This window comes from Nocardia barduliensis, from assembly GCF_013315795.1.
GTDB lineage: Bacteria > Actinomycetota > Actinomycetes > Mycobacteriales > Mycobacteriaceae > Nocardia > Nocardia barduliensis.
The window spans coordinates 18,666-37,752 of record NZ_JABLTE010000037.1; the positions used below are offsets into that span (position 1 = coordinate 18,666).

Annotated in this window: 23 protein-coding genes; 11 read left to right on the forward strand and 12 right to left on the reverse strand. The window is 67.0% G+C overall.

Annotated elements, in window-relative coordinates; all coding sequences use genetic code 11:
• Window positions 1-183 precede the first annotated feature (183 nt).
• Genes HOV91_RS17650 through HOV91_RS17665 form a run of 4 tightly spaced genes read left to right on the forward strand, consistent with a single transcriptional unit; the run spans window position 184 to window position 4,854 of the window.
• A complete protein-coding gene (locus tag HOV91_RS17650) occupies window positions 184-1,020 on the forward strand; it encodes a nitrilase-related carbon-nitrogen hydrolase (protein ID WP_174186497.1) in 837 nt (278 codons plus the stop codon).
• A gap of 16 nt (window positions 1,021-1,036) precedes the next feature.
• Window positions 1,037-2,458 (forward strand): dihydropyrimidinase, encoded by a 1,422-nt coding sequence (gene hydA / locus HOV91_RS17655; protein WP_174186498.1) that lies wholly within the window; start codon window positions 1,037-1,039, stop codon window positions 2,456-2,458.
• A gap of 34 nt (window positions 2,459-2,492) precedes the next feature.
• Window positions 2,493-3,539 carry a TIGR03842 family LLM class F420-dependent oxidoreductase gene (locus tag HOV91_RS17660; protein WP_174186499.1) on the forward strand — a complete coding sequence of 349 codons (1,047 nt, stop codon included), beginning with the start codon at window positions 2,493-2,495 and terminating at the stop codon, window positions 3,537-3,539.
• Window positions 3,532-4,854 (forward strand): aspartate aminotransferase family protein, encoded by a 1,323-nt coding sequence (locus tag HOV91_RS17665; RefSeq protein WP_438822676.1) that lies wholly within the window; start codon window positions 3,532-3,534, stop codon window positions 4,852-4,854. Before HOV91_RS17660 ends, HOV91_RS17665 begins: the two co-directional genes overlap by 8 nt.
• A 9-nt stretch (window positions 4,855-4,863) precedes the next feature.
• On the opposite strand, the gene HOV91_RS17670 is transcribed toward HOV91_RS17665, so the two are convergent.
• Window positions 4,864-5,367 carry a nitroreductase/quinone reductase family protein gene (locus HOV91_RS17670; RefSeq protein WP_174186501.1) on the reverse strand — a complete coding sequence of 168 codons (504 nt, stop codon included), beginning with the start codon at window positions 5,365-5,367 and terminating at the stop codon, window positions 4,864-4,866.
• 91 nt (window positions 5,368-5,458) lie between these two features.
• Here HOV91_RS17670 and HOV91_RS17675 point away from each other — a divergent pair, with 91 nt between their 5' ends.
• Entirely contained in the window at window positions 5,459-5,827 is a 369-nt protein-coding gene (locus HOV91_RS17675; protein WP_174186502.1) for an arsenate reductase family protein, read from the forward strand.
• A 129-nt stretch (window positions 5,828-5,956) separates the two neighbouring features.
• Window positions 5,957-6,637 carry a TIGR00266 family protein gene (locus tag HOV91_RS17680; RefSeq protein WP_174186503.1) on the forward strand — a complete coding sequence of 227 codons (681 nt, stop codon included), beginning with the start codon at window positions 5,957-5,959 and terminating at the stop codon, window positions 6,635-6,637.
• On the opposite strand, the gene HOV91_RS17685 is transcribed toward HOV91_RS17680, so the two are convergent.
• Window positions 6,638-7,228 carry an NUDIX hydrolase gene (locus HOV91_RS17685; protein ID WP_174186504.1) on the reverse strand — a complete coding sequence of 197 codons (591 nt, stop codon included), beginning with the start codon at window positions 7,226-7,228 and terminating at the stop codon, window positions 6,638-6,640. It lies immediately after the preceding gene.
• A gap of 53 nt (window positions 7,229-7,281) precedes the next feature.
• On the opposite strand from HOV91_RS17685, the gene HOV91_RS17690 reads away from it, so the two are divergent.
• On the forward strand, window positions 7,282-7,662 hold the full coding sequence (locus tag HOV91_RS17690; protein WP_174186505.1) for a nitroreductase family deazaflavin-dependent oxidoreductase: 381 nt from the start codon (window positions 7,282-7,284) through the stop codon (window positions 7,660-7,662).
• 682 nt (window positions 7,663-8,344) lie between these two features.
• On the opposite strand, the gene HOV91_RS17695 is transcribed toward HOV91_RS17690, so the two are convergent.
• The 6 genes from HOV91_RS17695 to HOV91_RS17720 all read right to left on the reverse strand — a co-directional run bounded on the left by HOV91_RS17695 (window position 8,345) and on the right by HOV91_RS17720 (window position 11,429).
• A complete protein-coding gene (locus HOV91_RS17695; protein ID WP_174186506.1) occupies window positions 8,345-8,707 on the reverse strand; it encodes a hypothetical protein in 363 nt (120 codons plus the stop codon).
• A 99-nt stretch (window positions 8,708-8,806) separates the two neighbouring features.
• Window positions 8,807-10,135, reverse strand: coding sequence for a hypothetical protein (locus HOV91_RS17700; RefSeq protein ID WP_174186507.1), 1,329 nt, complete (start codon window positions 10,133-10,135; stop codon window positions 8,807-8,809).
• Between the two features lie 3 nt (window positions 10,136-10,138).
• The gene (locus HOV91_RS17705; RefSeq protein WP_174186508.1) at window positions 10,139-10,438 is read right to left on the reverse strand and encodes a WXG100 family type VII secretion target; all 300 of its coding nucleotides are present in this window, start codon (window positions 10,436-10,438) and stop codon (window positions 10,139-10,141) included.
• Window positions 10,435-10,776, reverse strand: coding sequence for an ESX-1 secretion-associated protein (locus HOV91_RS17710; RefSeq protein WP_174186509.1), 342 nt, complete (start codon window positions 10,774-10,776; stop codon window positions 10,435-10,437). Before HOV91_RS17710 ends, HOV91_RS17705 begins: the two co-directional genes overlap by 4 nt.
• Before the next feature lie 109 nt (window positions 10,777-10,885).
• Window positions 10,886-11,194 carry a hypothetical protein gene (locus HOV91_RS17715; protein WP_174186510.1) on the reverse strand — a complete coding sequence of 103 codons (309 nt, stop codon included), beginning with the start codon at window positions 11,192-11,194 and terminating at the stop codon, window positions 10,886-10,888.
• Between the two features lie 37 nt (window positions 11,195-11,231).
• Window positions 11,232-11,429 carry a hypothetical protein gene (locus HOV91_RS17720; protein ID WP_174186511.1) on the reverse strand — a complete coding sequence of 66 codons (198 nt, stop codon included), beginning with the start codon at window positions 11,427-11,429 and terminating at the stop codon, window positions 11,232-11,234.
• Between the two features lie 250 nt (window positions 11,430-11,679).
• On the opposite strand from HOV91_RS17720, the gene HOV91_RS17725 reads away from it, so the two are divergent.
• The 3 genes from HOV91_RS17725 to HOV91_RS17735 all read left to right on the forward strand — a co-directional run bounded on the left by HOV91_RS17725 (window position 11,680) and on the right by HOV91_RS17735 (window position 13,392).
• On the forward strand, window positions 11,680-12,606 hold the full coding sequence (locus HOV91_RS17725) for a helix-turn-helix domain-containing protein (protein WP_174186549.1): 927 nt from the start codon (window positions 11,680-11,682) through the stop codon (window positions 12,604-12,606).
• Window positions 12,596-12,802 carry a DUF397 domain-containing protein gene (locus HOV91_RS17730; protein ID WP_174186512.1) on the forward strand — a complete coding sequence of 69 codons (207 nt, stop codon included), beginning with the start codon at window positions 12,596-12,598 and terminating at the stop codon, window positions 12,800-12,802. Before HOV91_RS17725 ends, HOV91_RS17730 begins: the two co-directional genes overlap by 11 nt.
• Window positions 12,803-13,050: 248 nt before the next feature.
• The gene (locus HOV91_RS17735; RefSeq protein ID WP_174186513.1) at window positions 13,051-13,392 is read left to right on the forward strand and encodes a hypothetical protein; all 342 of its coding nucleotides are present in this window, start codon (window positions 13,051-13,053) and stop codon (window positions 13,390-13,392) included.
• Between the two features lie 509 nt (window positions 13,393-13,901).
• Here HOV91_RS17735 and HOV91_RS17740 read toward each other — a convergent pair.
• The 4 genes from HOV91_RS17740 to HOV91_RS17755 all read right to left on the reverse strand — a co-directional run bounded on the left by HOV91_RS17740 (window position 13,902) and on the right by HOV91_RS17755 (window position 17,074).
• Window positions 13,902-14,699, reverse strand: coding sequence for an AraC family transcriptional regulator (locus HOV91_RS17740; protein WP_246350332.1), 798 nt, complete (start codon window positions 14,697-14,699; stop codon window positions 13,902-13,904).
• Between the two features lie 229 nt (window positions 14,700-14,928).
• The gene (locus HOV91_RS17745; RefSeq protein WP_174186514.1) at window positions 14,929-15,216 is read right to left on the reverse strand and encodes a DUF427 domain-containing protein; all 288 of its coding nucleotides are present in this window, start codon (window positions 15,214-15,216) and stop codon (window positions 14,929-14,931) included.
• A 65-nt stretch (window positions 15,217-15,281) separates the two neighbouring features.
• Window positions 15,282-15,833, reverse strand: a complete 552-nt coding sequence (locus HOV91_RS17750) for an NUDIX hydrolase (RefSeq protein ID WP_217440639.1) — start codon at window positions 15,831-15,833, stop codon at window positions 15,282-15,284.
• Between the two features lie 41 nt (window positions 15,834-15,874).
• Window positions 15,875-17,074 (reverse strand): DUF418 domain-containing protein, encoded by a 1,200-nt coding sequence (locus tag HOV91_RS17755; RefSeq protein ID WP_174186515.1) that lies wholly within the window; start codon window positions 17,072-17,074, stop codon window positions 15,875-15,877.
• Between the two features lie 121 nt (window positions 17,075-17,195).
• Here HOV91_RS17755 and dop point away from each other — a divergent pair, with 121 nt between their 5' ends.
• The gene (gene dop, locus HOV91_RS17760; protein WP_174186516.1) at window positions 17,196-18,695 is read left to right on the forward strand and encodes a depupylase/deamidase Dop; all 1,500 of its coding nucleotides are present in this window, start codon (window positions 17,196-17,198) and stop codon (window positions 18,693-18,695) included.
• Window positions 18,696-19,087 lie beyond the last annotated feature (392 nt).

Consider the following 19,087-nt stretch of genomic DNA (forward strand, 5'->3'; position numbering starts at 1 on the left):
CTCCTTCGCTGGGATCGTGCACCGGACGATGCAGCGCGAATCATTCCATCTCCCCTCGCGTGGTGGGGTGGTACGGCTCGATTGCCGGGTGCGTGCGGACCGCGTTGGCCGCAGATCGGCCACAAAATGTTTCCGGCAACTTGTCGGACAACAGAATTTGTTCCCGCTGACGTATAACGAAGCATGGGAATCGTTCGAGCGGCGCTGGTCCAAACGAACTGGACCGGTGACAAAGAGTCGATGATCGAGGCGCACGAGGGCTACGCGCGCCGGGCCGCCGCGCAGGGGGCGTCGGTGATCTGCTTCCAGGAGTTGTTCTACGGGCCGTATTTCTGTCAGCAGCAGGACGCGCGGTTCTACGATTACGCCGAATCCGTCCCGGGTCCGACGACCGAGCGGTTCGCCGAGTTGGCGCGGGAATTGGGCGTGGTGCTGATCCTGCCCATCTACGAGCAGGAACAGCCGGGCCTGCGGTACAACACGGCGGCGGTGCTCGACGCCGACGGCGGTTATCTCGGCAAATACCGCAAGCATCACCTCCCGCACGTCCACGGATTCTGGGAGAAGTTCTACTTCCGGCCGGGCAACCTCGGCTGGCCGGTATTCGATACCGCGGTCGGCAAGGTGGGCGTCTACATCTGCTACGACCGCCACTTCCCGGAAGGGTGGCGCGCGCTCGGCCTCGCGGGCGCCGAGATCGTGTTCAACCCGTCCGCCACCTCCCGTGGGTTGTCCGGCTACCTCTGGAAACTGGAACAACCGGCAGCCGCGGTGGCCAACGAATTCTTCATCGGCGCCATCAACCGGGTCGGCGTCGAAGAGTACGGCGACGACGATTTCTACGGCACCAGTTATTTCGTCGATCCGGAAGGCAAGTTCGTGGGCGATGTCGCCTCCGACCTCGACCCCGAGCTGATCGTCCGCGATCTGGACATGGACTTGATCAAAGTGGTGCGCGACCGCTGGGCCTTCTACCGCGATCGCCGCCCCGACGCCTACGGGCCGCTGACGGCCCCCTGAGACCGGGGAGAACGAGATGGCGCGCACTTTCATCCACGGCGGCACGGTGGTCTGCGCCACCGGCTCGCAACCGCTCGATGTGCTCGTCGACGGCGAGACCGTCGCCGCCGTCCTGCGGCCCGGCTGCACCGCACTGGGCGCGGACCTCGCCGCCTCGGCCGATCGGGTGCTCGACGCGACCGGCCGATACGTGATCCCCGGCGGCGTGGACGGCCACACCCACATGCAGATGCCCTTCGGCGGGACGGAAGCCTCCGACACCTTCGAGACCGGTACCCGCGCCGCCGCGTGGGGCGGCACCACCACGATCATCGACTTCGCGGTCCAGAAGCCGGGCGAGCGGGTCCAGGACACCCTCGCCGCCTGGCACCGGAAGGCAGCCGGACAGTGCGCGATCGACTACGGCTTCCATCAGATCATCGGCGAGGTGAACGACGAATCGTTGAAGGCGATGAGCGAATTGGTGGCCGAGGGCGTCACCAGCTTCAAGCTCTTCATGGCCTACCCGGGTGTCTTCTACTCCGACGACGGCCGGATCCTGCGCGCCATGCAGTCCGCCGCGGAGCTGGGCGCGCTGATGATGATGCACGCGGAGAACGGGATCGCCATCGACGTGCTGGTCGAGCAGGCACTCGCGCGCGGGGACACCGCGCCGTACTTCCACGGCACGACCAGGCCGTGGCAGCTGGAGGCGGAGGCCACCCACCGCGCGATCATGCTGGCCGAGCTGACCGGCGTGCCGCTGTACGTGGTGCACGTCTCGGCCGAGCAGGCGCTGGCGCAGATCGCGGCGGCCCGTGGCGCCGGACGGAACGTCTTCGGCGAGACCTGCCCGCAGTACCTGTACCTCTCGCTCGAAGACCAGCTCGGCGCACCGGGTTTCGAGGGCGCCAAATGGGTCTGCTCCACACCGCTGCGCTCGAAGGCCGAAGGGCATCAGGAGCAGCTGTGGCGTTACCTGCGCACCGGTGATGTCACGACCGTCAGCACCGACCACTGCCCGTTCTGCATGAAAGACCAGAAGGACAGGGGGCTGGGCGACTTCAGCAAGATTCCCAACGGTATCGGCGGCGTCGAGCACCGGATGGACCTGATGTTCCAGGGCGTGCGGTCCGGCCGGATCTCGCTGGAACGCTGGGTCGAGGTCTGCTGCACCATGCCCGCCCGGATGTTCGGGATGTATCCGCGCAAGGGCGTGATCAGCCCGGGCGCGGACGCCGACATCGTGATCTACGACCCGCGGGGCCACACCAGCATCGGTCTCGGCAAGACCCACCACATGAACATGGACTATTCGGCCTATGAGGGATTCGAGATCGACGGACACGTGGACACGGTGCTGTCCCGCGGCCGGGTGATCGTCGACGGCGGCGCCTATCTCGGTGCCGCCGGGCACGGCCGATTCGTCGCCCGCGAACTGTCGCAGAACCTGATCTGACGCCCCATCCCGACCCTCGAACGGAGAGCGCCGCATGGACATCGGTCTGGTGCTGCAATGCACGCCCCCGGCCTCGCGGGTGATCGAGCTCGCCAGGCTGGCGGAGACATACGGGTTCTCCCACGTCTGGACCTTCGACTCGCATCTGCTCTGGCAGGAGCCCTACGTCATCTACAGCCAGATCCTGGCCGCCACCCGCAAGGTCATGGTCGGTCCGATGGTGACCAATCCGGCCACCCGGGACTGGACGGTGACCGCGTCGAGCTTCGCCACGCTGAACGAGATGTTCGGCAACCGCACGGTGTGCGGCATCGGCCGCGGCGATTCGGCCGTGCGCACGCAGGGCCGGAAACCGGCCACCCTGGCCACGCTGCGGCAATCGGTGGAGGTGATCCGCGAACTGGGCAACGGGCGCAGCGCACAGGTGGGCGATACCGTCGTGCGATTGCCGTGGGCAGCCGACTCGCGGCTGGAGGTATGGGTGGCGGGCTACGGGCCGCGCGCTCTGGAGCTGACCGGTGCGGTCGCGGACGGATTCATCCTGCAACTGGCCGACCCGGACATCACGGCCTGGACCATCGCGCGGGTGCGCGCGGCGGCCGAACGCGCGGGCCGGGATCCGGCAGCGGTCCGTATATGCGTCGCCGCGCCGGCCTACGTCACCGACGGGACGGCCGAGGCGCTGGCGCACGCGCGGCAACAGTGCCGATGGTTCGGCGGGATGGTCGGCAATCACGTGGCGGAGATCGTGGCGAGATACGGTACCGAAGGCGATATCCCGGCCGCGCTCACCGACTACGTCGATGGCAGGCGGGGCTACGACTACAACCAGCACGGACGCGCGGGAAACGTGCACGCCGAATTCGTGCCCGACGCCATCGTGGACCGCTTCTGCCTGCTGGGCACCGCCGACGAACAACTGTTCCGGTTGCGCGAGCTGGCCGAGCTCGGCGTGGACCAATTCGCCGTCTACCTCCAGCACGACGCGAAAACCGCGACCTTGCAGGCGTACGGTGAATCGGTGCTGCCTCGTCTCGACCCTCTCGTGACCGCCACCCAGTCCGCCGAAGGGGGTGCCTGACGTGGCCGACCACGTCTTCTACCCCTGGAGCGCCCAGGCCGAATTACATCCCGCGCCGATCACCGGGGCGTTCGGCTCGTACTTCTGGGACGACACCGGCAAGCGCTACCTCGACTTCTCCTCTCAGCTGGTCAACGTGAACATCGGTCACCAGCATCCGGACATCGTGGCCGCGATCGTCGCCCAGGCGCAGCGGCTGGCGACCATCTCGCCGACGGTGGCCAACGACGTGCGCAGTGAGCTGGCGCGGCTGATCGTCGAGCGGGCTCCCGGCGAACTGAACCGGATCCTGTTCACCACGGGCGGTGCGGAAGCCGTCGAGCACGCGGTGCGCCTGGCGCGCAGCTACACCGGGCGAACGAAGATGCTCGCGGCCTACCGCTCCTATCACGGCGGCACGGGCGTCGCGATCGGCTTGACGGGCGAACCGCGCCGCTGGGGTGCGGAGCCGACCAACGTCGACGTCGTCCGATTCTTCGGGCCCTACCCGTATCGATCCCCCTGGGGCACGGGCGATCCGGAGGAAGAGACGGCCGCCGCGCTGGCGCACCTGCGGCAGGTCATCGAACTGGAAGGGCCGCAGCACATCGCGGGGCTGATCCTGGAGACCGTGGTCGGCACCAACGGCGTGCTCGTCCCGCCGCCCGGCTACCTCGCAGGCGTGCGCGCGCTGTGCGACGAGTTCGGCATCGTCTACATCGCCGACGAGGTGATGGTCGGGTTCGGCCGGGTGGGCGAATGGTTCGCGGTGCAGGCGTTCGGCGTGGAGCCGGACATCATCACCTTCGCCAAGGGGGTGAACTCCGGCTACGTCCCGCTCGGCGGCGTCCTCATGGCGGAGCGGATCGCGCAGCGCTACGACCACGTGGTGTATCCCGGCGGGCTCACCTACGCGGGCCACCCCCTGGCGTGCGCGGCGGGCGTCGCCTCGATCGCGGTGTTCGAGCGCGAGGGAATCCTGGACCACGTGCGCTCGGTGGGCGCCGATGTGCTCGGAAAAGGATTGCGGGAGCTGGCCGATCGGCATCCGAGCGTCGGCGAGGTCCGCGGACTCGGCTTCTTCTGGGCGCTGGAGCTGGTTCGCGACCGGCGCAGCAGACAACCGCTGATCCCGTTCGCGGCGGCGGGCCCGGACGCCGAGCCGATGGCCGCGGTCACCGCGGCGGCCAAGGCGCGCGGGTTGTGGCCGTTCAACGCGGGCAACCGCTTCCAGATCGCGCCGCCGCTGACCACGACGGCCGACGAACTGCGAATCGGCCTGGAGATCGTCGACGAAGTGCTCGAGGTAGCGGACGGCTACGTCCGGGCGAGCTGACCCGGCCGGTCAGTGCGGCGTCAGTTCCACCACGACGCCGCCCTGCTGCCAGGTCTGGTAGATGTCGGCCTTCGAGGGCGAACCGTCCGCGGTGAAGCCGATGCCGTTGAACTTGGCGTTCTGCTTGTTGTCCCGCGCGATGATCTCGTAGAGCCGCAGCACGTCGGCCTCGGCGGTGTGCACGACCGGATCGAAGGTGCGCGCCGCGCCGCCGAACGAGGCCCGCACGGGATCGCCCGCTCGCAGGTTCTTCACCCACGGCCGCAGCGCGGTGCCGATCAGCAGGGCGTCGCCGTGCCGGGTGTAGGCCAGCGGCACGTCGTACACCGCGCCGGATTTGCGCCCGACTACGTGCAGGATCATCAGCCGCTTGCCGACGACGCCGGAGAGGCCGGGGACGCGCAACAGCGTCCGCACGAGCCTGTTCATCAGGGCCTGATACGACGGTATGGGTACGGGACCGGAGGTGGTCGGTGTGCCGTAAGGGTTTTCGGACGACGCTTGCTCACTCATCCACCCAGTATCGGAGCACGCGCCGCGCGGTGCGGTGCGACGTCCGAGATCCGCCAGCCGCCGCGGTGAGCGCTCTCGGTACCCTGCGAGCATGACTTCCGGGCAAGCAGAGATCTGGCACAACCCGCGGTGCTCCAAGAGCCGCAACGCCACGGCCTTCCTGGACGAGGCGGGTGTCGACTACACCGTGCGGAAGTACCTGGACCAGCCGCCCACCGCCGCCGAACTGCGCGAGGTGCTGCGGCGGCTGGGCGCCGAACCGTGGGACATCACCCGCACCGGCGAGCAGATCGCCGCGGACCTCGGGATGGCGAGCTGGGGGCGGACCGCCGCCGACCGGGACCGCTGGATCGAAGCGCTGGCCGAACACCCGAGGCTGATCCAGCGACCGATCGTGCTGACCGCCGACGGCGCGGCGGTGGTGGCCCGCGACGACGCCACGCTGCGCGACCTGCTCTGACGGCGCCGCCCCGCGCGCCAGGAGGGCGGTTGACCGGCGGCCGATGACCCGGTGCGCGACCACGGCCGTACCGGGGTGGTGTTTCCTACCCGCTCCGCGATGCGGAACGCGGCGGTAGGGTCGGCGAACATGAAGGTACAACTGCGCCACAATCCCGCCTCCACCATCGCGCGGTGCTTTCTCGCAGGCGGCGAGCCGATGCGGGTCGAGAGCGGCGCGATGGTGGCGCATTCGGCGGGAGTCACGTTGCAGGCCAGAGCCGAAGGCGGCATTCTGGCCGGGTTGAAGCGGTCGATGCTGGCCGGGGAATCGTTCTTCGTCTCGACTTTCACCGCGCCGCCGCAGGGCGGGTGGGTCGACGTGGCCCCCGCACTGCCCGGCGACATGCTCAACTTGCAGATCACCCCCGACCGGCCGTTCTTCATCAGCCGCGGGGGTTGGATCGCGAATTCGCACGGCGTGCAGGTGGAGAGCAAGTGGGGCGGTTTCGCCAATCTGTTCGGCGGTGAAGGCGGTTTCGGTCTGCGCGCGCACGGTGAGGGCGAGATCGTGGTGGGCGTGTTCGGGGCCATCGATGTGATCGACCTGCAGCCGGACGAACCGATCACGATCGATACCGGCCACGTGGTGGCCTACGACCTCGCGATGAACTTCACCATCCGCCGGGCGGTTTCGGGCCGGTCCATCCAGTCGCTGAAGTCCGGTGAGGGCTTCGTCTTCGACTTCACCGGCCCCGGCCGGGTGCTCTTGCAGACCCGCAATCCCGGCGCGTTCGCCGCCTGGGCCGGATCGTCCGTTTCGTCCGGCTGATCACGGCCTGCCGTATTCCGGAGGATGGGCGCCGGCCAGCAGGTCGTTGATCAGCAGTCGCGTGTCGGGGACGAAGGGCCAATCCGGATCGGCCAGATGCGCGCGCAACTGGGCGTCGGTCCACCACCATCCCGCGGCGATCTCGGCGGGTTGGTGGCGGACCGGCCCGTCGTAGCGCAGTTCGTACGCGAACAGGTGGCAGCGCATCGGCCGACCGTCCCAATCACCGTCCCAGGAGACCGCGGCCAGCGGTTCGGGGGACAGTTCGGCGGGGTCCGGCGTGACGCCCAATTCCTCGGCCAATTCGCGCAGGGCGGTCTCGCGCGGCGCTTCACCGGGCGCCACCACACCACCGGCCAGGCAGTCGTGCATCCCCGCGAAAACGAGCTTGGTGTCGGTACGGCGGTGCACGTATACACGCTCGCCGTCACCGGATCGTAGGAGCACCCCGGCGCTGGCATGCCACAATCCCTCGCGGTAGACCATGGCCCGCTCGGCGGCGCCGACCGGGTTGCCCGCCCGGTCGTAGACCGCGATCGGTTCGGAACTCGGTTCCCCGGCGTGCGGCTCGGGCTGCGGCGGAGCGGACATCGGTCGAGAGTAACGTGAACACCGCACGCCACAGGGAGAGAGGATCGCCGCCCATGGTGCTTCCGCACGCACTGGCGAATTTCAACCGGCATGTCACCAACCCGACCGCGGGGCTGGTCGCGGGCCGCGCGCCCGGCTTCGGCATCGTGCTGCACAAGGGCCGGAAGTCGGGGCGGTCCTACCGCACCCCGGTCATGGTCTTCGAGCAGAACGGCGCCTACCGGATCGCGCTGACGTACGGCCGCGACGTCGACTGGGTCAAGAACATCCGCGCGGCAGAGGGTTTCGCGCTGGAAACCCGCGGACGCGTCATCGAGCTGACCGATCCGGTCGTGCGGCACGACCCGTCGGTGGCATGGGCGCCGGTGGGTGTCCGGCGAGTATTGAAGACGATCTCGGCGGAGTATTACGTCGAGTCCCGTCCGGCGGACTGAATTCGCCGTCGACCTGCGCGCACCTCGCCGAGTCGCTCGGTGGCCTGATCGTAGTGATGCTGACTTCCGCAATGCGCGCGCACACTTTCTTCGCGTCGCCCTACTGAGGTCGCCCGGGTGCTCTCCCGGTCGACGCCACGTAGTACCGAGACGCCACCACTCGATCTGCTACGGGGTGAGATGTGCGGGCCCGGGGGATCGGTTGGCTCGCTGACGCCATGCGCTGGGTTCGTGGTGCGGGGTCGGCTCCCCGAGCTGCCGCGGAATCCAATCTGGGCCAACGCAATGCGACACTCGATGCGATGCTGCGCGCTGGCACCGCACCCGCCGCGAACTCCGCGGACGAACTCGGCAACCGGCGCCTGACCGCGCTGCTGAAACAGGATCGTCTGCGCGCTCCGCTGTGCCACGAACTGCACGCGTACCGGCTGGAGCAACAGCGTTTCCGGTCGTTTTTCGACCGCCACGAGGTACCGGACGCGCCGAGAACCTGCCACTGCTGCGCCGCCACAGTGCGGGCAAACTGCTCGATTTCATCGCCGACACCGGTCCGCGCTGGATCCGCGACAGCGGCTGGGGACGGTTGGTGGACACCCTGAACCGCTACTTCAAGTAGGAGCCGGGTTCCCAAGTACTGGAGTTGTCGGTGTTCGTTCGATCGATTGATCGGACCAAAGAACTCTCATCCTGCAATGTCTCGGATGGCCGCCAGCGCGTCGTTGATCTCCTCTTCGTAAAAGCCCGTGCGGTAGCGCGCTTCCTGACTGCCCAGAAACTGAAAGGTGAGATCCAATAGACGTGGCCACACGTCGGCGATGGACGTCGGCAGGTGCCGCACGAACTCACCGGTCGAGTCGGCCACCGCCTCGTTGCCGGGAAACCGGCCCGTCGAAGCCGGATCGTCCCCCTCGCCTTCGGCGGCGACCACTCTCACTCGCGCATCCGGGTCCAGTTGGCGGGGCACGGAGCGGACGAGTCGCTGCAGGCAGTCCTGGACTTCGGCGTTCCAGCCCAAGGGAATCAGGAGATCTTCCCGGACATTCACTATCTGAAGAGTGAGTTGTCGGACCGCTTTGAACTGTTCGACAGTGAGAAAAACCTCTCGTCCAGGCCGAACCGAAATCATCCCCGGCTCCGCTCTGCGTCACTCCAGATCGTCAAAGTATTCCTTTCCTTCCTTCGGAGTATGGACCGTTCCGCCCTCACCGTCCTCGATCACGACAGCTCCTGTGCTCGGATCCCAGTATGCGACGCGGCCACCTCGGAGGTCGTACCGGACCTGCACTCCTGGCCGCGTGCCGCTGATGACGCTTTCGACGTAATCGGCGAGTTTCTCGGGTGGGACTCCGGATACGTAGTGACTGCCGTCGCCCTGCTCCGCTCGGCCGTTGGCGTGGTCGGCGATTGCTTTAGCAATCCGCTTCTCCACCGCGTCGTCGTCCGTCTCCGACGGTGCCGAGGGCGAATCATCGTCGATGACGGCTTTCATGGCGATGATGCCGGCGAGAGCGGTGATGGTCGCGCTGAGGTCGGGCACCTGGTCGAAGGCGTCGATGACGCCGACGGTTACGCTGGCGGCCAAGGTGACCTTGAGTATTTGGAAGAGCCGCCTGCTCGTGTAGAGGCCCCGGATAGCGCTGATGGTCTCGGCGGCGGCGACGGTGACGCCGCCGCCGGCGACGGCGATACTGCCGCCAAAACTGAAGATCGCTCCGACGATCGCGCCGGTGACCAGGAGTCCGACGGCCCACGCGAAGCTGTTCATCGCCGACTTTATGCCTTCGCCGACCTCGACTGTCGAGGTGTGGTACTCGGCGACCGGTGCTGCGACGTTCCGCGACGCGGAGGCGAGCAGGTTGGCGCCGGACTCGAGCGTCTGAAGTCTCTCTTGAATCAACGCACGGTTCTCGGCAGCGTCCATACCGTCGAACAGGTCCGATATCGCACTGATCCTGGCGGGGGCCTCCTGGAGGGTCCGATTCTCAGCGAAGGTCTTCCATGTCTGGGCGGCCTTGGCGAGCTTGTCCACGTCACCGTTGGGCAGCTTCTCGAAGGTGCTGACAATCTTCGACGTCAGTTCGCTGAAGAACTCCTCCACACCACCGTTGTGTTTGACGCCGTCACCGTTGTCGTGGACAGAGGTCGGGATGGAGACCCTGTATTCGGGGACCTGGTTGACGGTCGGCCGTGGCGGGTGGCCGTGGTCCGATTTCCCGTACCTGTATCCATTTGCGTAGAGAACATTGCCGAAGTTGGTGAGAGCGTCGGCCAGATGCGTGCACGTCTGCATGGTGTCGCGCGCGTAACGGTCGTACGTCTCACCCCACTGTTTACAGCCAGGAGCATCACCGGCCATACCCGCGCATTCGCCTTTGACTGCATCATGTACGGGCTTGTCGGCGCGACGCAGTTCGGTGGCGAGGTCGTGGCATTGCTTGGCGGCGTCGTAGTATGTCTGCCAATTGACGCGCACCGCTCATCCCCCTCGGAGCATCTTAAGGTTTTCCTCGACCGCTGTGCTGTAGCCGGTGTGAGCCTTGCGCGCCGCATCGCTCATTTCTCGGACACCGTCGGTGAATTCCCTTGCCCCGAGCATCCATTCACGGTGGGCATCGTGGTAGGCCGTCGCGGCGACACTTTCCCAGCCGGTCCCGGAGAGGGTGGCGACCTTGTTGTCTATCTCATCGAGGTTGTCGGCGACGAACCCGGCCAGCGCCGCCAGCCGGGACACGATCTCATCGAGATGGTCGAGGTCGACCGTGAATTCCGTGGTCACGGCAGATCCAGACTGAAGGAGTTGTTCAGGACGGAAGCGTTGCTGCTGTCGCGGGATTCGTAGGTCTGCGCGCTGACTCCGAGCTTCTCTGCCAGTTCGGTGAGGGCGGTGATTATCCGACCGCCGCCATCGCGGACGTCGGTCCAGCCGTCGGCGAACTCCGAGGCCAGGATTCCGGTCCAGGAACCATTGACTACACCGTCGACATCTGTCGCGGCGGAATCCAAAGCGGTCCGCAACGACTCGGCCAACTCGTAGACATACGTTCCGACATCGCGAACCTGTTCTGGCACGACCGAGAGTTGCTGCCCCGGCGTCGGATTCCCCCCGTCGCTCATGCTCAGGCATGGTACCGATCTCGGGTTGGAGTGTCGAACTAAGGCCGCTGACTGATGCCGAATAGAGGAGGATTCGTCTGCGCGGAGAGGTCGCCGCGTTCCTCTCGGATCACGGCGACCGGGGTCCTCGCAGCCGCGTCACTCCGGAGGGTTCGCGCTCCGCCGGTTCATCAGGCGAGTGCCACCGCGTCAGCTCCCGGCAGCACACCGTGAACTCATCGGCATCGCGCAGCGCCCGACCGGCGGCGAGGTCGAGTTCGAACGAGTGGGCGCTGTGTCCGGTGGTCGCCTCGATCATCCGGCGGGCGATGGACCGGATCGCCGACTTGTCGCCGGTCACCGTCCAGCGGTCCACCTCCGGCACGTGAATGAGCCAGCGCGGGCCGCAGCAGTGCACGGTGACACGGTAATGGCGCACGGTCACAGCCTCCGCGCTCGGACGGCCCTGCATCGGATCACTCGGTCCACGACAGGGCTTCGGTGGGGGTCACCGGAGGCGGGGGAGGGGTCGACACCCCGCCTCCGGGACGTTCGGGAGCGTCGGCCCACTGCCGCAGCGCGACGGCGTAGCGTTCGAGCACGGGCAGCGGCACAGCCTTGTAGGGAGCACGGGCTCGTGGGAACGGAACGCGCTGCGGCAGTCCCTTGGTCATGTGTCCTCCGCTGGTCGAGTGGCGGCGAAAAGCACTTACGCCGCGCCGATCACGCGGCCAGTGGAGCACCGGATCCGGGCTGCGTGGACATTTCCAAGCGGATTCGAGACACAAAGTGGCAAATGCCCTGGACACCTTCCAGCGACCCTGCACAATGTCTTTCAGAAGGTCGAATTATGGTCTTCCAGAATTACTTTCAGAAATATTCCAGGCAGCGGGTTCGAATATTCCACAGAAGGGAGAAAACAGTATGGGGGAGAGGGATGCGGACCCCGATGATCGGCAGCTCAGGGCCGACATTCGCGGGACCGGGGGCGTTCCACACCGCAGCCTCGGCCGCTGCCTGCGCGGGATGAGACAGGAGGCCGGACTGTCCATCGAGGTGGCGTCGCGGGCGATCGGGCGCGGGGCGGGGACGCTGCACCGGTTGGAGACCGGTGCGCCGAACGTGGTCGTCAGGGAGGAAGACTTGCGGCGGTTGTGCAAGTTGTATCAGCGGGTGGAAATGCTCCCGGTGCTGAAATCGCTGGCGGCGCAAGGGAGGACGCCGTCGTGGTTGGACGAGTTTCCCGATCAGGTGAATCCGACTTTCAACGCTTACGTGCAGATGGAGGCGTCGGCCTCTCATATCACTGTCTATCGCCCCGATATGGTGCCTGGACTGTTTCAGGTCCCCGACTACGCGCGGGCGTTGGATCGTGTCTACTTTCCGATGGACACCGCAGAGGAGATCGAGCGTCGCGTCCGGGTGCGGCGTAACAGGCAAGCGTTGATCACTCGTGACTTCTCGCCACTGACAGCTGTACTCGTCGTGGATGAGGCTGTCACCAGGCGAGTCGTCGGAGGTCCCCGCGTGATGTCGACACAGCTGCGTCACCTGGCTGATCTGCCACCGAACGTGCGGGTGCAAGTGTTGCCCTTCGGGGTTGGCTTCCCGCTGGGAGTCTCGACCGGTCCTTTCACGATCCTGGATTTCGCCGGTGACGGAGAGGGGCGACCTTTGGAGCCGCCAGTGGTCTACGTCGAGAGCTACACAGGCAACATCTACCTGGAGCGCACCAGCACCGTGCGGCGGTACAGAGCTGGATTCGAGGTGATCCAGCGAGTAGCTTTGGACGTGCCGAATAGCAAACGCCTACTGCGGCAGGTAGCGAAGGAGTTCGACCGTGTCCGTTGACCTATCCGGAGCGCGCTGGTTCAGAAGCACTCGTAGTGCCGCCGGGAACGACTGCGTCGAGATAGCGCATCTGGATGCCGGGCATGTGGGGGTTCGTGACTCGAAGAACATCGGCGGTGGAGTACTGGTGTTCACGCCCTCGGAGTGGGATGTGTTCCTGGCGGGCGCACGGAGTGGAGGCTTCGACCGACTTTGAGCTGAGCGCCAGTCTCGCCTGTGGTACCGATCTGGTCGCAAGGTCGGTAGGCGTGATTGCGCCTACCGACATCGATTACGGTGGAGATTCGTGGCGCGTGTTCTGCAGCCGGGACGACGATCTTGCCAACCTCTCGGGCTGAGGTCTCGCCGAGAAATCGACGGTGCTTTCAGGATCGGCACCGCACCATTTCAGAGGGAGCGCGAGAACCGGAAAACACGATGAGTAGTACACCGGTTCAGCCGCGGATGCTGACCGATCTCGAAACCAGCGTCGTCACCAAGCTGCTGTCTTCGGGGGTGCCCGGCGCCTCCGAGTACCTGGCGCAGGTGCCGTATTCGCAGGTAGTCGCAACCTGGGGTATGGGTTCACCCAGTGTCGATCTCGCGGTGCGGCCCGGCGCGGTACAAGTTTCCGGTTCGCCGGACGGAATCCTCGCCAGCGGAGCGGTCAACGACTACAACGGATCACCGATCGGCGAGGTCATTCTATGGGTGGAGAACGGCTGGCTCAGCGGGATCGAGTACGCCTGGTATACGGACAAACGCCCACACGCACTGCCCGAACATGATCAGATCGAGCTTCTGTAGGGCCTTAGCTGAACTGCATTGACCTACCACTAGATTTTCCCGCAACTATCTGGTCGGCGATTGGGAATCATCGCTGAGGCAGCCGGGACGCGGTTACCGTGTTTCCGGCCAACTCCATGGCGCTGACCTGCTTGTCTCGCCCCGGATGGATTGGGTCGACATCGAGTTGCCACGACTCGTGGTGCAGTGTTTTCCACGGGTCGGCGAAGGGCTGACCAAGCAATGGAGACGCAGGGTTCTGAGGATCAGATGGTTCTCGAGTACATGGTCGGTCGGGCACGGAAGCTGAAGCCGAGTCGAAGCCTTGATATGCCCACTGCCGATTACCTTGATCATGAAATCGGCTATAAGGGAGTGGTTCACGCCGGCGATCACGGCCAGTCTCTGGTTGTCGCCAGCGAGAGTGAGGCTGTTTACTGCGTTAACGTGGGTCGGGCCAGGTGGTAGTAACCGTCTGAGCTGCGCCCCGCTACCACGGCGGCTGCTGCTGAGGGCGACGCGAAGGCGGTCTAAGCGTCCGATACCGATTCCCTGGTAAGGCTCAGTACCGAAGGAGGCAGCCCGAACGTCCGGCGGCAAGTGCGGACGAGATCAGCGCCGTCGGAGAATCCCGCCGCGTGCGCCGCGGCCGCGAGATCGTCCCCGGCGAGCGCGCGGGTCCGCGCGATGTGCAGCCGCAGCCAGAGGATGTAACGGCGCAACGGAATTCCCATCTGTTCGGAGAACAGGTGGGACAGCCGGGGCGCCGGGATACCCAGTTGCCGCGCGACATCCGAGCCGCGCACCGATCCTTTGCGCACCAGAGTGGGCAGCAAGTGCAGGGCCGCGGTGACCACCGCGTGCCGATCGCCCGCGCCGGACGCGCCGTCCTGCGGTAGCAGATCGTCGACGACCGCCGTGACCTGCGCGGTCAGATCGCCACCACTGGCGGTGAGGCCGAACGTGTCGGCGCCGTCGGCCCAGCCGTTGAGATGGGCCCTGCGATCGGCCGCCGCACCGGCGGCGGTCTCGGGATCGAGGTAGACCGCCGTGCCGTGCGCGGAACCCACGTCGATCCGGTGCGGCGCGTCGGTCGGCACGATGACGTGGGTGCCCTGTCTGCGGACGCCGCTGCCGTCCACCACCACGATCGGGGTGCTCGCGGCGACGATCTGCACCGCGTGGTGCGCGTGCAACTCGGTGGGCCCGATCGATCCGGCGAAGGCCAGCACGCCGGGGCGCAGCAGCGTGACGCCCGCGGGCGGCGATTCGTCCGCTGCGCCGGTGGGCGACATCGAGAAGCCGTTGGTGACCAGAGCCTTCATCATGGGATGCTCCCGGCTGAGACACGCGCGCTGAATCCTGGGATGAGCGTATCGGGTTCGCGCACACGGTATTCGGAAATCCTCGATTACCGCCCGCCGCCGGAATCGCGTCCACTGTGTAGCCGACCGGTTGCCGGACCCGGAGCGGTCGCCGCACAGCCGTGCCTCCGACCGGATTCCGGGATCGATCAGGAGTGCCGCGCTCGATTCCCGGGTACGGAACGATGCCCGGTCAGCTGTCGGTCACGTCGACACCGCGCCAGAACGCGACATAGTCCTTGATCTGCGCCGCCTTGGTCTTCGGCTCGGGGTAGTACCACGCAGCGTCGGCATTGGTGTCGCCGTCGACCACCACGGTGTAGTAGCTGGCGGTGCCCTTCCAGGGGCAGTAGGTGTGCGTGTCGGAGGGTTGGAAGAACTCCGCCCGGATCGAGTCCGGCGGGAAGTAGTGGTTGCCCTCGACGATGATGGTGTCGTCGCTGGTCGCGAGGACACGGCCGTGCCAGGTTGCCGTTGCCATCCTTCGATTCTGCCCCAGTTCCCGGTGTTGGCGGCGGACGAGCGGGCCGGGCCGCCGTCACGCGGTCACCCCAGACGGTCGGGCTGGGCCGCGGCCCGGTGTAGCTCGACGGCCAGGGCCACGAGTTCGCTCAGGTGCTCGCCGTCGGACCCGGCGCGCCGCATCGCCTCGGCCACGGGGAAGGTGCGCACTTCGAGTATCTGCTCGCCGTCGTCGGGATTGGTCGGCGCGGAGTCGAGCACCACGTCGGCGGTGCACCAGAGCCACGCCTTGTGCGGATGGGGCTGCCACTCGCGATGCGGCGCGGGACGGTTGCTCGTCGCGTGGTGCGCGCCGAACCACCGAATCGGTCCGATCGGGCGTGCTCCCGCTTCCTCGAGCAGTTCCCGGCGCACGCACGCGTCGATGGACTCGCCGCGTTCCCTGGTGCCGCCGGGCAGCAGCCAGATGTCGCGATCGTCGCGGCAGAGCACGATCTCGTCGCCGACGAAGCACACGACATGGATGTTGGTGACCAGTTCGTCGGACGGGAGCGTGGTGGAGAAACGCACATCCATATCACCCCACTCCCAGTGCGCCGGGGTGTGCAGCAAGGGGTAGCGGTCGGCGAGCGTCACAGCTCGACGCTAGCGCTCGCCGCCCGCTGTATGCGCCGGATTCAGCGTTCCCGGGCCAGCGCCCGATAGCTCACGTTCCAGAACCACTCCACCGGACCCCGCTCGAAGCGGCGTAACCACAGGTGTGCTCCGCCGGCGATGATCAGCGAAACCAGCAGGTAGACGCCGATGGTGAAGGGAACCCGATCGTCCGGTGCGACGCGGGCGGCGAGCCCGAAACCCCAGCCGTAGCACAGCATCGACGCCACCAAGTTCTGCAGGATGTAGCAGCTGAGTGCGGTGCGGCCGATCTCGGCGAGACGGCGACCGGCGAACCCGGCCACTGGACGCCGCAGGTACCACTCGGCGACCGCGGCGAGAATGCCGAGCCCGACGAACGGGGCGCTGCCGTAACGAGTGAACAGGACGAGGTCGCCGCCGCCCGCGATGCCGACGGCCAGATCGATCGGCGCGGCGACGCCGAAGCCGATGATCATGAGCCGCTTGCGGATTCGCGCGCCTTCCGGGCCGAATACCCCCGCCCGCAACAGCCGGGAACCGGCCAGGAACAGCGCGACCGACATCGCGAAGACGAAGATCGCCTCCACCCGGAACAGTCCGGCGTTGCTCAACCGGAACATGGCGAGCTCCCAGAACGAGCCATCGGCATACGGATTCGGGTCCAGCGCACGACGCGCCACCGAGTCCTGTCGCGGCGCGAACGCCATGGCGAGGGCGATCAGCGTCAACAGGCTCACGTGCACGGCCGCGGCGCCGAGCAGCCAGCGTCGCTGCGCCCGCTCGCCGGTGGCCAGGACGAACGCGACGACGAGCCCGGTCACCGCGTAACCCATCAGGACGTCGAACTCGGCGACGAATACGAAATTGAGCAGACCGTCGAAGAACAGCAATCCCGCGCGCCACGGGTACTTGCCGGGCCAGCGCCGCCCGGCCTTGGCGGCCGAGCGTTGCTGTATGGCCAGGCCGATGCCGAACATGACGGTGAGCAGACCGAGGAACTTGCCCTGCGCCAGCTGTTGCAGCACTCGCTCGGCCCACGCCCATCCGTCTGCTCGCCCGCCCAGGTCGGACAGGTAGCCGACCAGCCCCTCCGGGTTGGTCATGATCCAGACGTTGGTGCCGAGGGTGCCCAGGATCGCGATGCCACGCAGCACGTCCAACGCGACCAGACGGGTGGGCGCGGACGCTGCGGGGCGGTGTCCGGCGGTGTCGGCGCGGGGTCCGGCGAGCGAATCGGTCATGTCCCGACTATCGCGCCGACCTGCGCCGGAACGGGTCCTCCGGAAGTACCACCTGCGGTATGACATTGGACTCCGCCGGTCGCGACCGGTGCGGGCGGGTGCGTCGCATAGGCTCGACAGCATGCAGCGCATCATCGGAATAGAGGTCGAATACGGCATCTCGACCCCGACCGAGCCGTCGGCCAACCCGATCCTCACCTCGACCCAGGCGGTTCTGGCCTACGCCGCGGCCGAGGGCGTGCCGCGCGCGAAGCGCACCCGCTGGGACTACGAGGTGGAGTCGCCGCTGCGTGACGCGCGCGGATTCGACCTGAGCCGGATGAACGGGCCCGCGCCCGTGATCGACGCCGACGAGGTCGGCGCGGCCAACATGATCCTCACCAACGGCGCCCGGCTCTACGTCGACCACGCTCATCCCGAATACTCCGCGCCGGAGGTCACCGACCCGCTGGACGCGGTGATCTGGGACAAGGCGGGCGAGCGGGTGATGGAGGCCGCCGCGCGGCACGCCTCGAGCGTGCCGGGGGCTCCGCGGCTGCAGCTGTACAAGAACAACGTCGACGGCAAGGGCGCCTCGTACGGCACCCACGAGAACTACCTGATGAGCCGGGACACCCCGTTCAACCAGATCATCGTGGGGCTCACGCCGTTCTTCGTGTCCCGCCAGGTGGTGTGCGGCTCCGGCCGGGTCGGCATCGGCCAGTCCGGTGACCACGCGGGCTTCCAGCTGTCCCAGCGCTCGGACTACATCGAGGTCGAGGTCGGTCTGGAGACCACGCTCAAGCGGGGCATCATCAACACCCGCGACGAGCCGCACGCCGACGCCGACAAGTACCGCAGGCTGCACGTCATCATCGGTGACGCCAACCTGGCCGAGATGTCGACCTACCTCAAGGTCGGCACCACGGCGCTGGTCCTGGACCTGATCGAAGCGGGCGAGGACCTGTCGGACCTGCAGCTGGCCCGCCCGGTCACCGCGGTGCACACGATCAGCCACGACCCCACCTTGCGGGCGACCGTCGCGCTCGCCGACGGCCGCGAACTCACCGGCCTGGCGCTGCAGCGCGTCTACCTGGACCGCGTGATCAAGTTCGTCGACCGCACCGGCAACGACGACAAGCGCGTCCAGGACATCATCGAGAACTGGGCCATGGTGCTCGACCTGCTCGAACGCGATCCGATGGAGTGCGCGAACCTGCTCGACTGGCCCGCCAAGCTGCGCCTGCTCGAGGGCATGCGCAGCAGGGAGGGGCTCGGCTGGGCCGCCCCCAAACTGCACCTGATGGACCTGCAGTACTCCGACGTGCGCCTGGACAAGGGCCTCTACAACCGCCTGGTCGCCCGCGGCTCGATGAAGCGGCTGATCAACGAGCAACAGGTGCTCGACGCGATGACCAACCCGCCCACCGACACCCGCGCCTACTTCCGCGGCGAATGCCTGCGCCGCTTCGGCGCCGACATCGCCGCGGCGAGCTGGGACTCGGTGATCTTCGACCTGGGCGGCGACTCCCTGGTCCGCATCCCCACCCTGGAACCCCGCCGCGGCACCAAGGCCCACGTCGGCAAGCTCCTCGACGGCGTGAGCACCGCCGCCGACCTGGTGGAGCAGCTGACGACGTAACCTCCGGCACCACCTGCCCATGACCAGGGCCGAGCGCCGCCGCATGCGAGTTCCCCGCGAACGGGTGACGGCGCAGTCATGACCCCGGCCGAGCCGTGACGCTCGACGTCGTCCAGCAGGTCGCCGCCCCGGCCCACCAGGCTAGGTGACTTCGCGAATGTCCATGACCGGGCCGGTCCGCTGAACCTCGACTTCGCCAAGTCGACGCAGCTCAGGCGTCCATTGCCGCTCTTGCGAGCACGTGTGTTCTTCCAGAGCAGCCAGGCCGAACCAGCGAAGGTAAACCGCTGATCCGACGCCCAATCGCCTGACGCAACCACACCGGCCCCACCACCGGTTTCGAGCGAAGCGAGACCGAGCATTGCCCGTTCGCGGCCCGGCTCGCGTCCGAG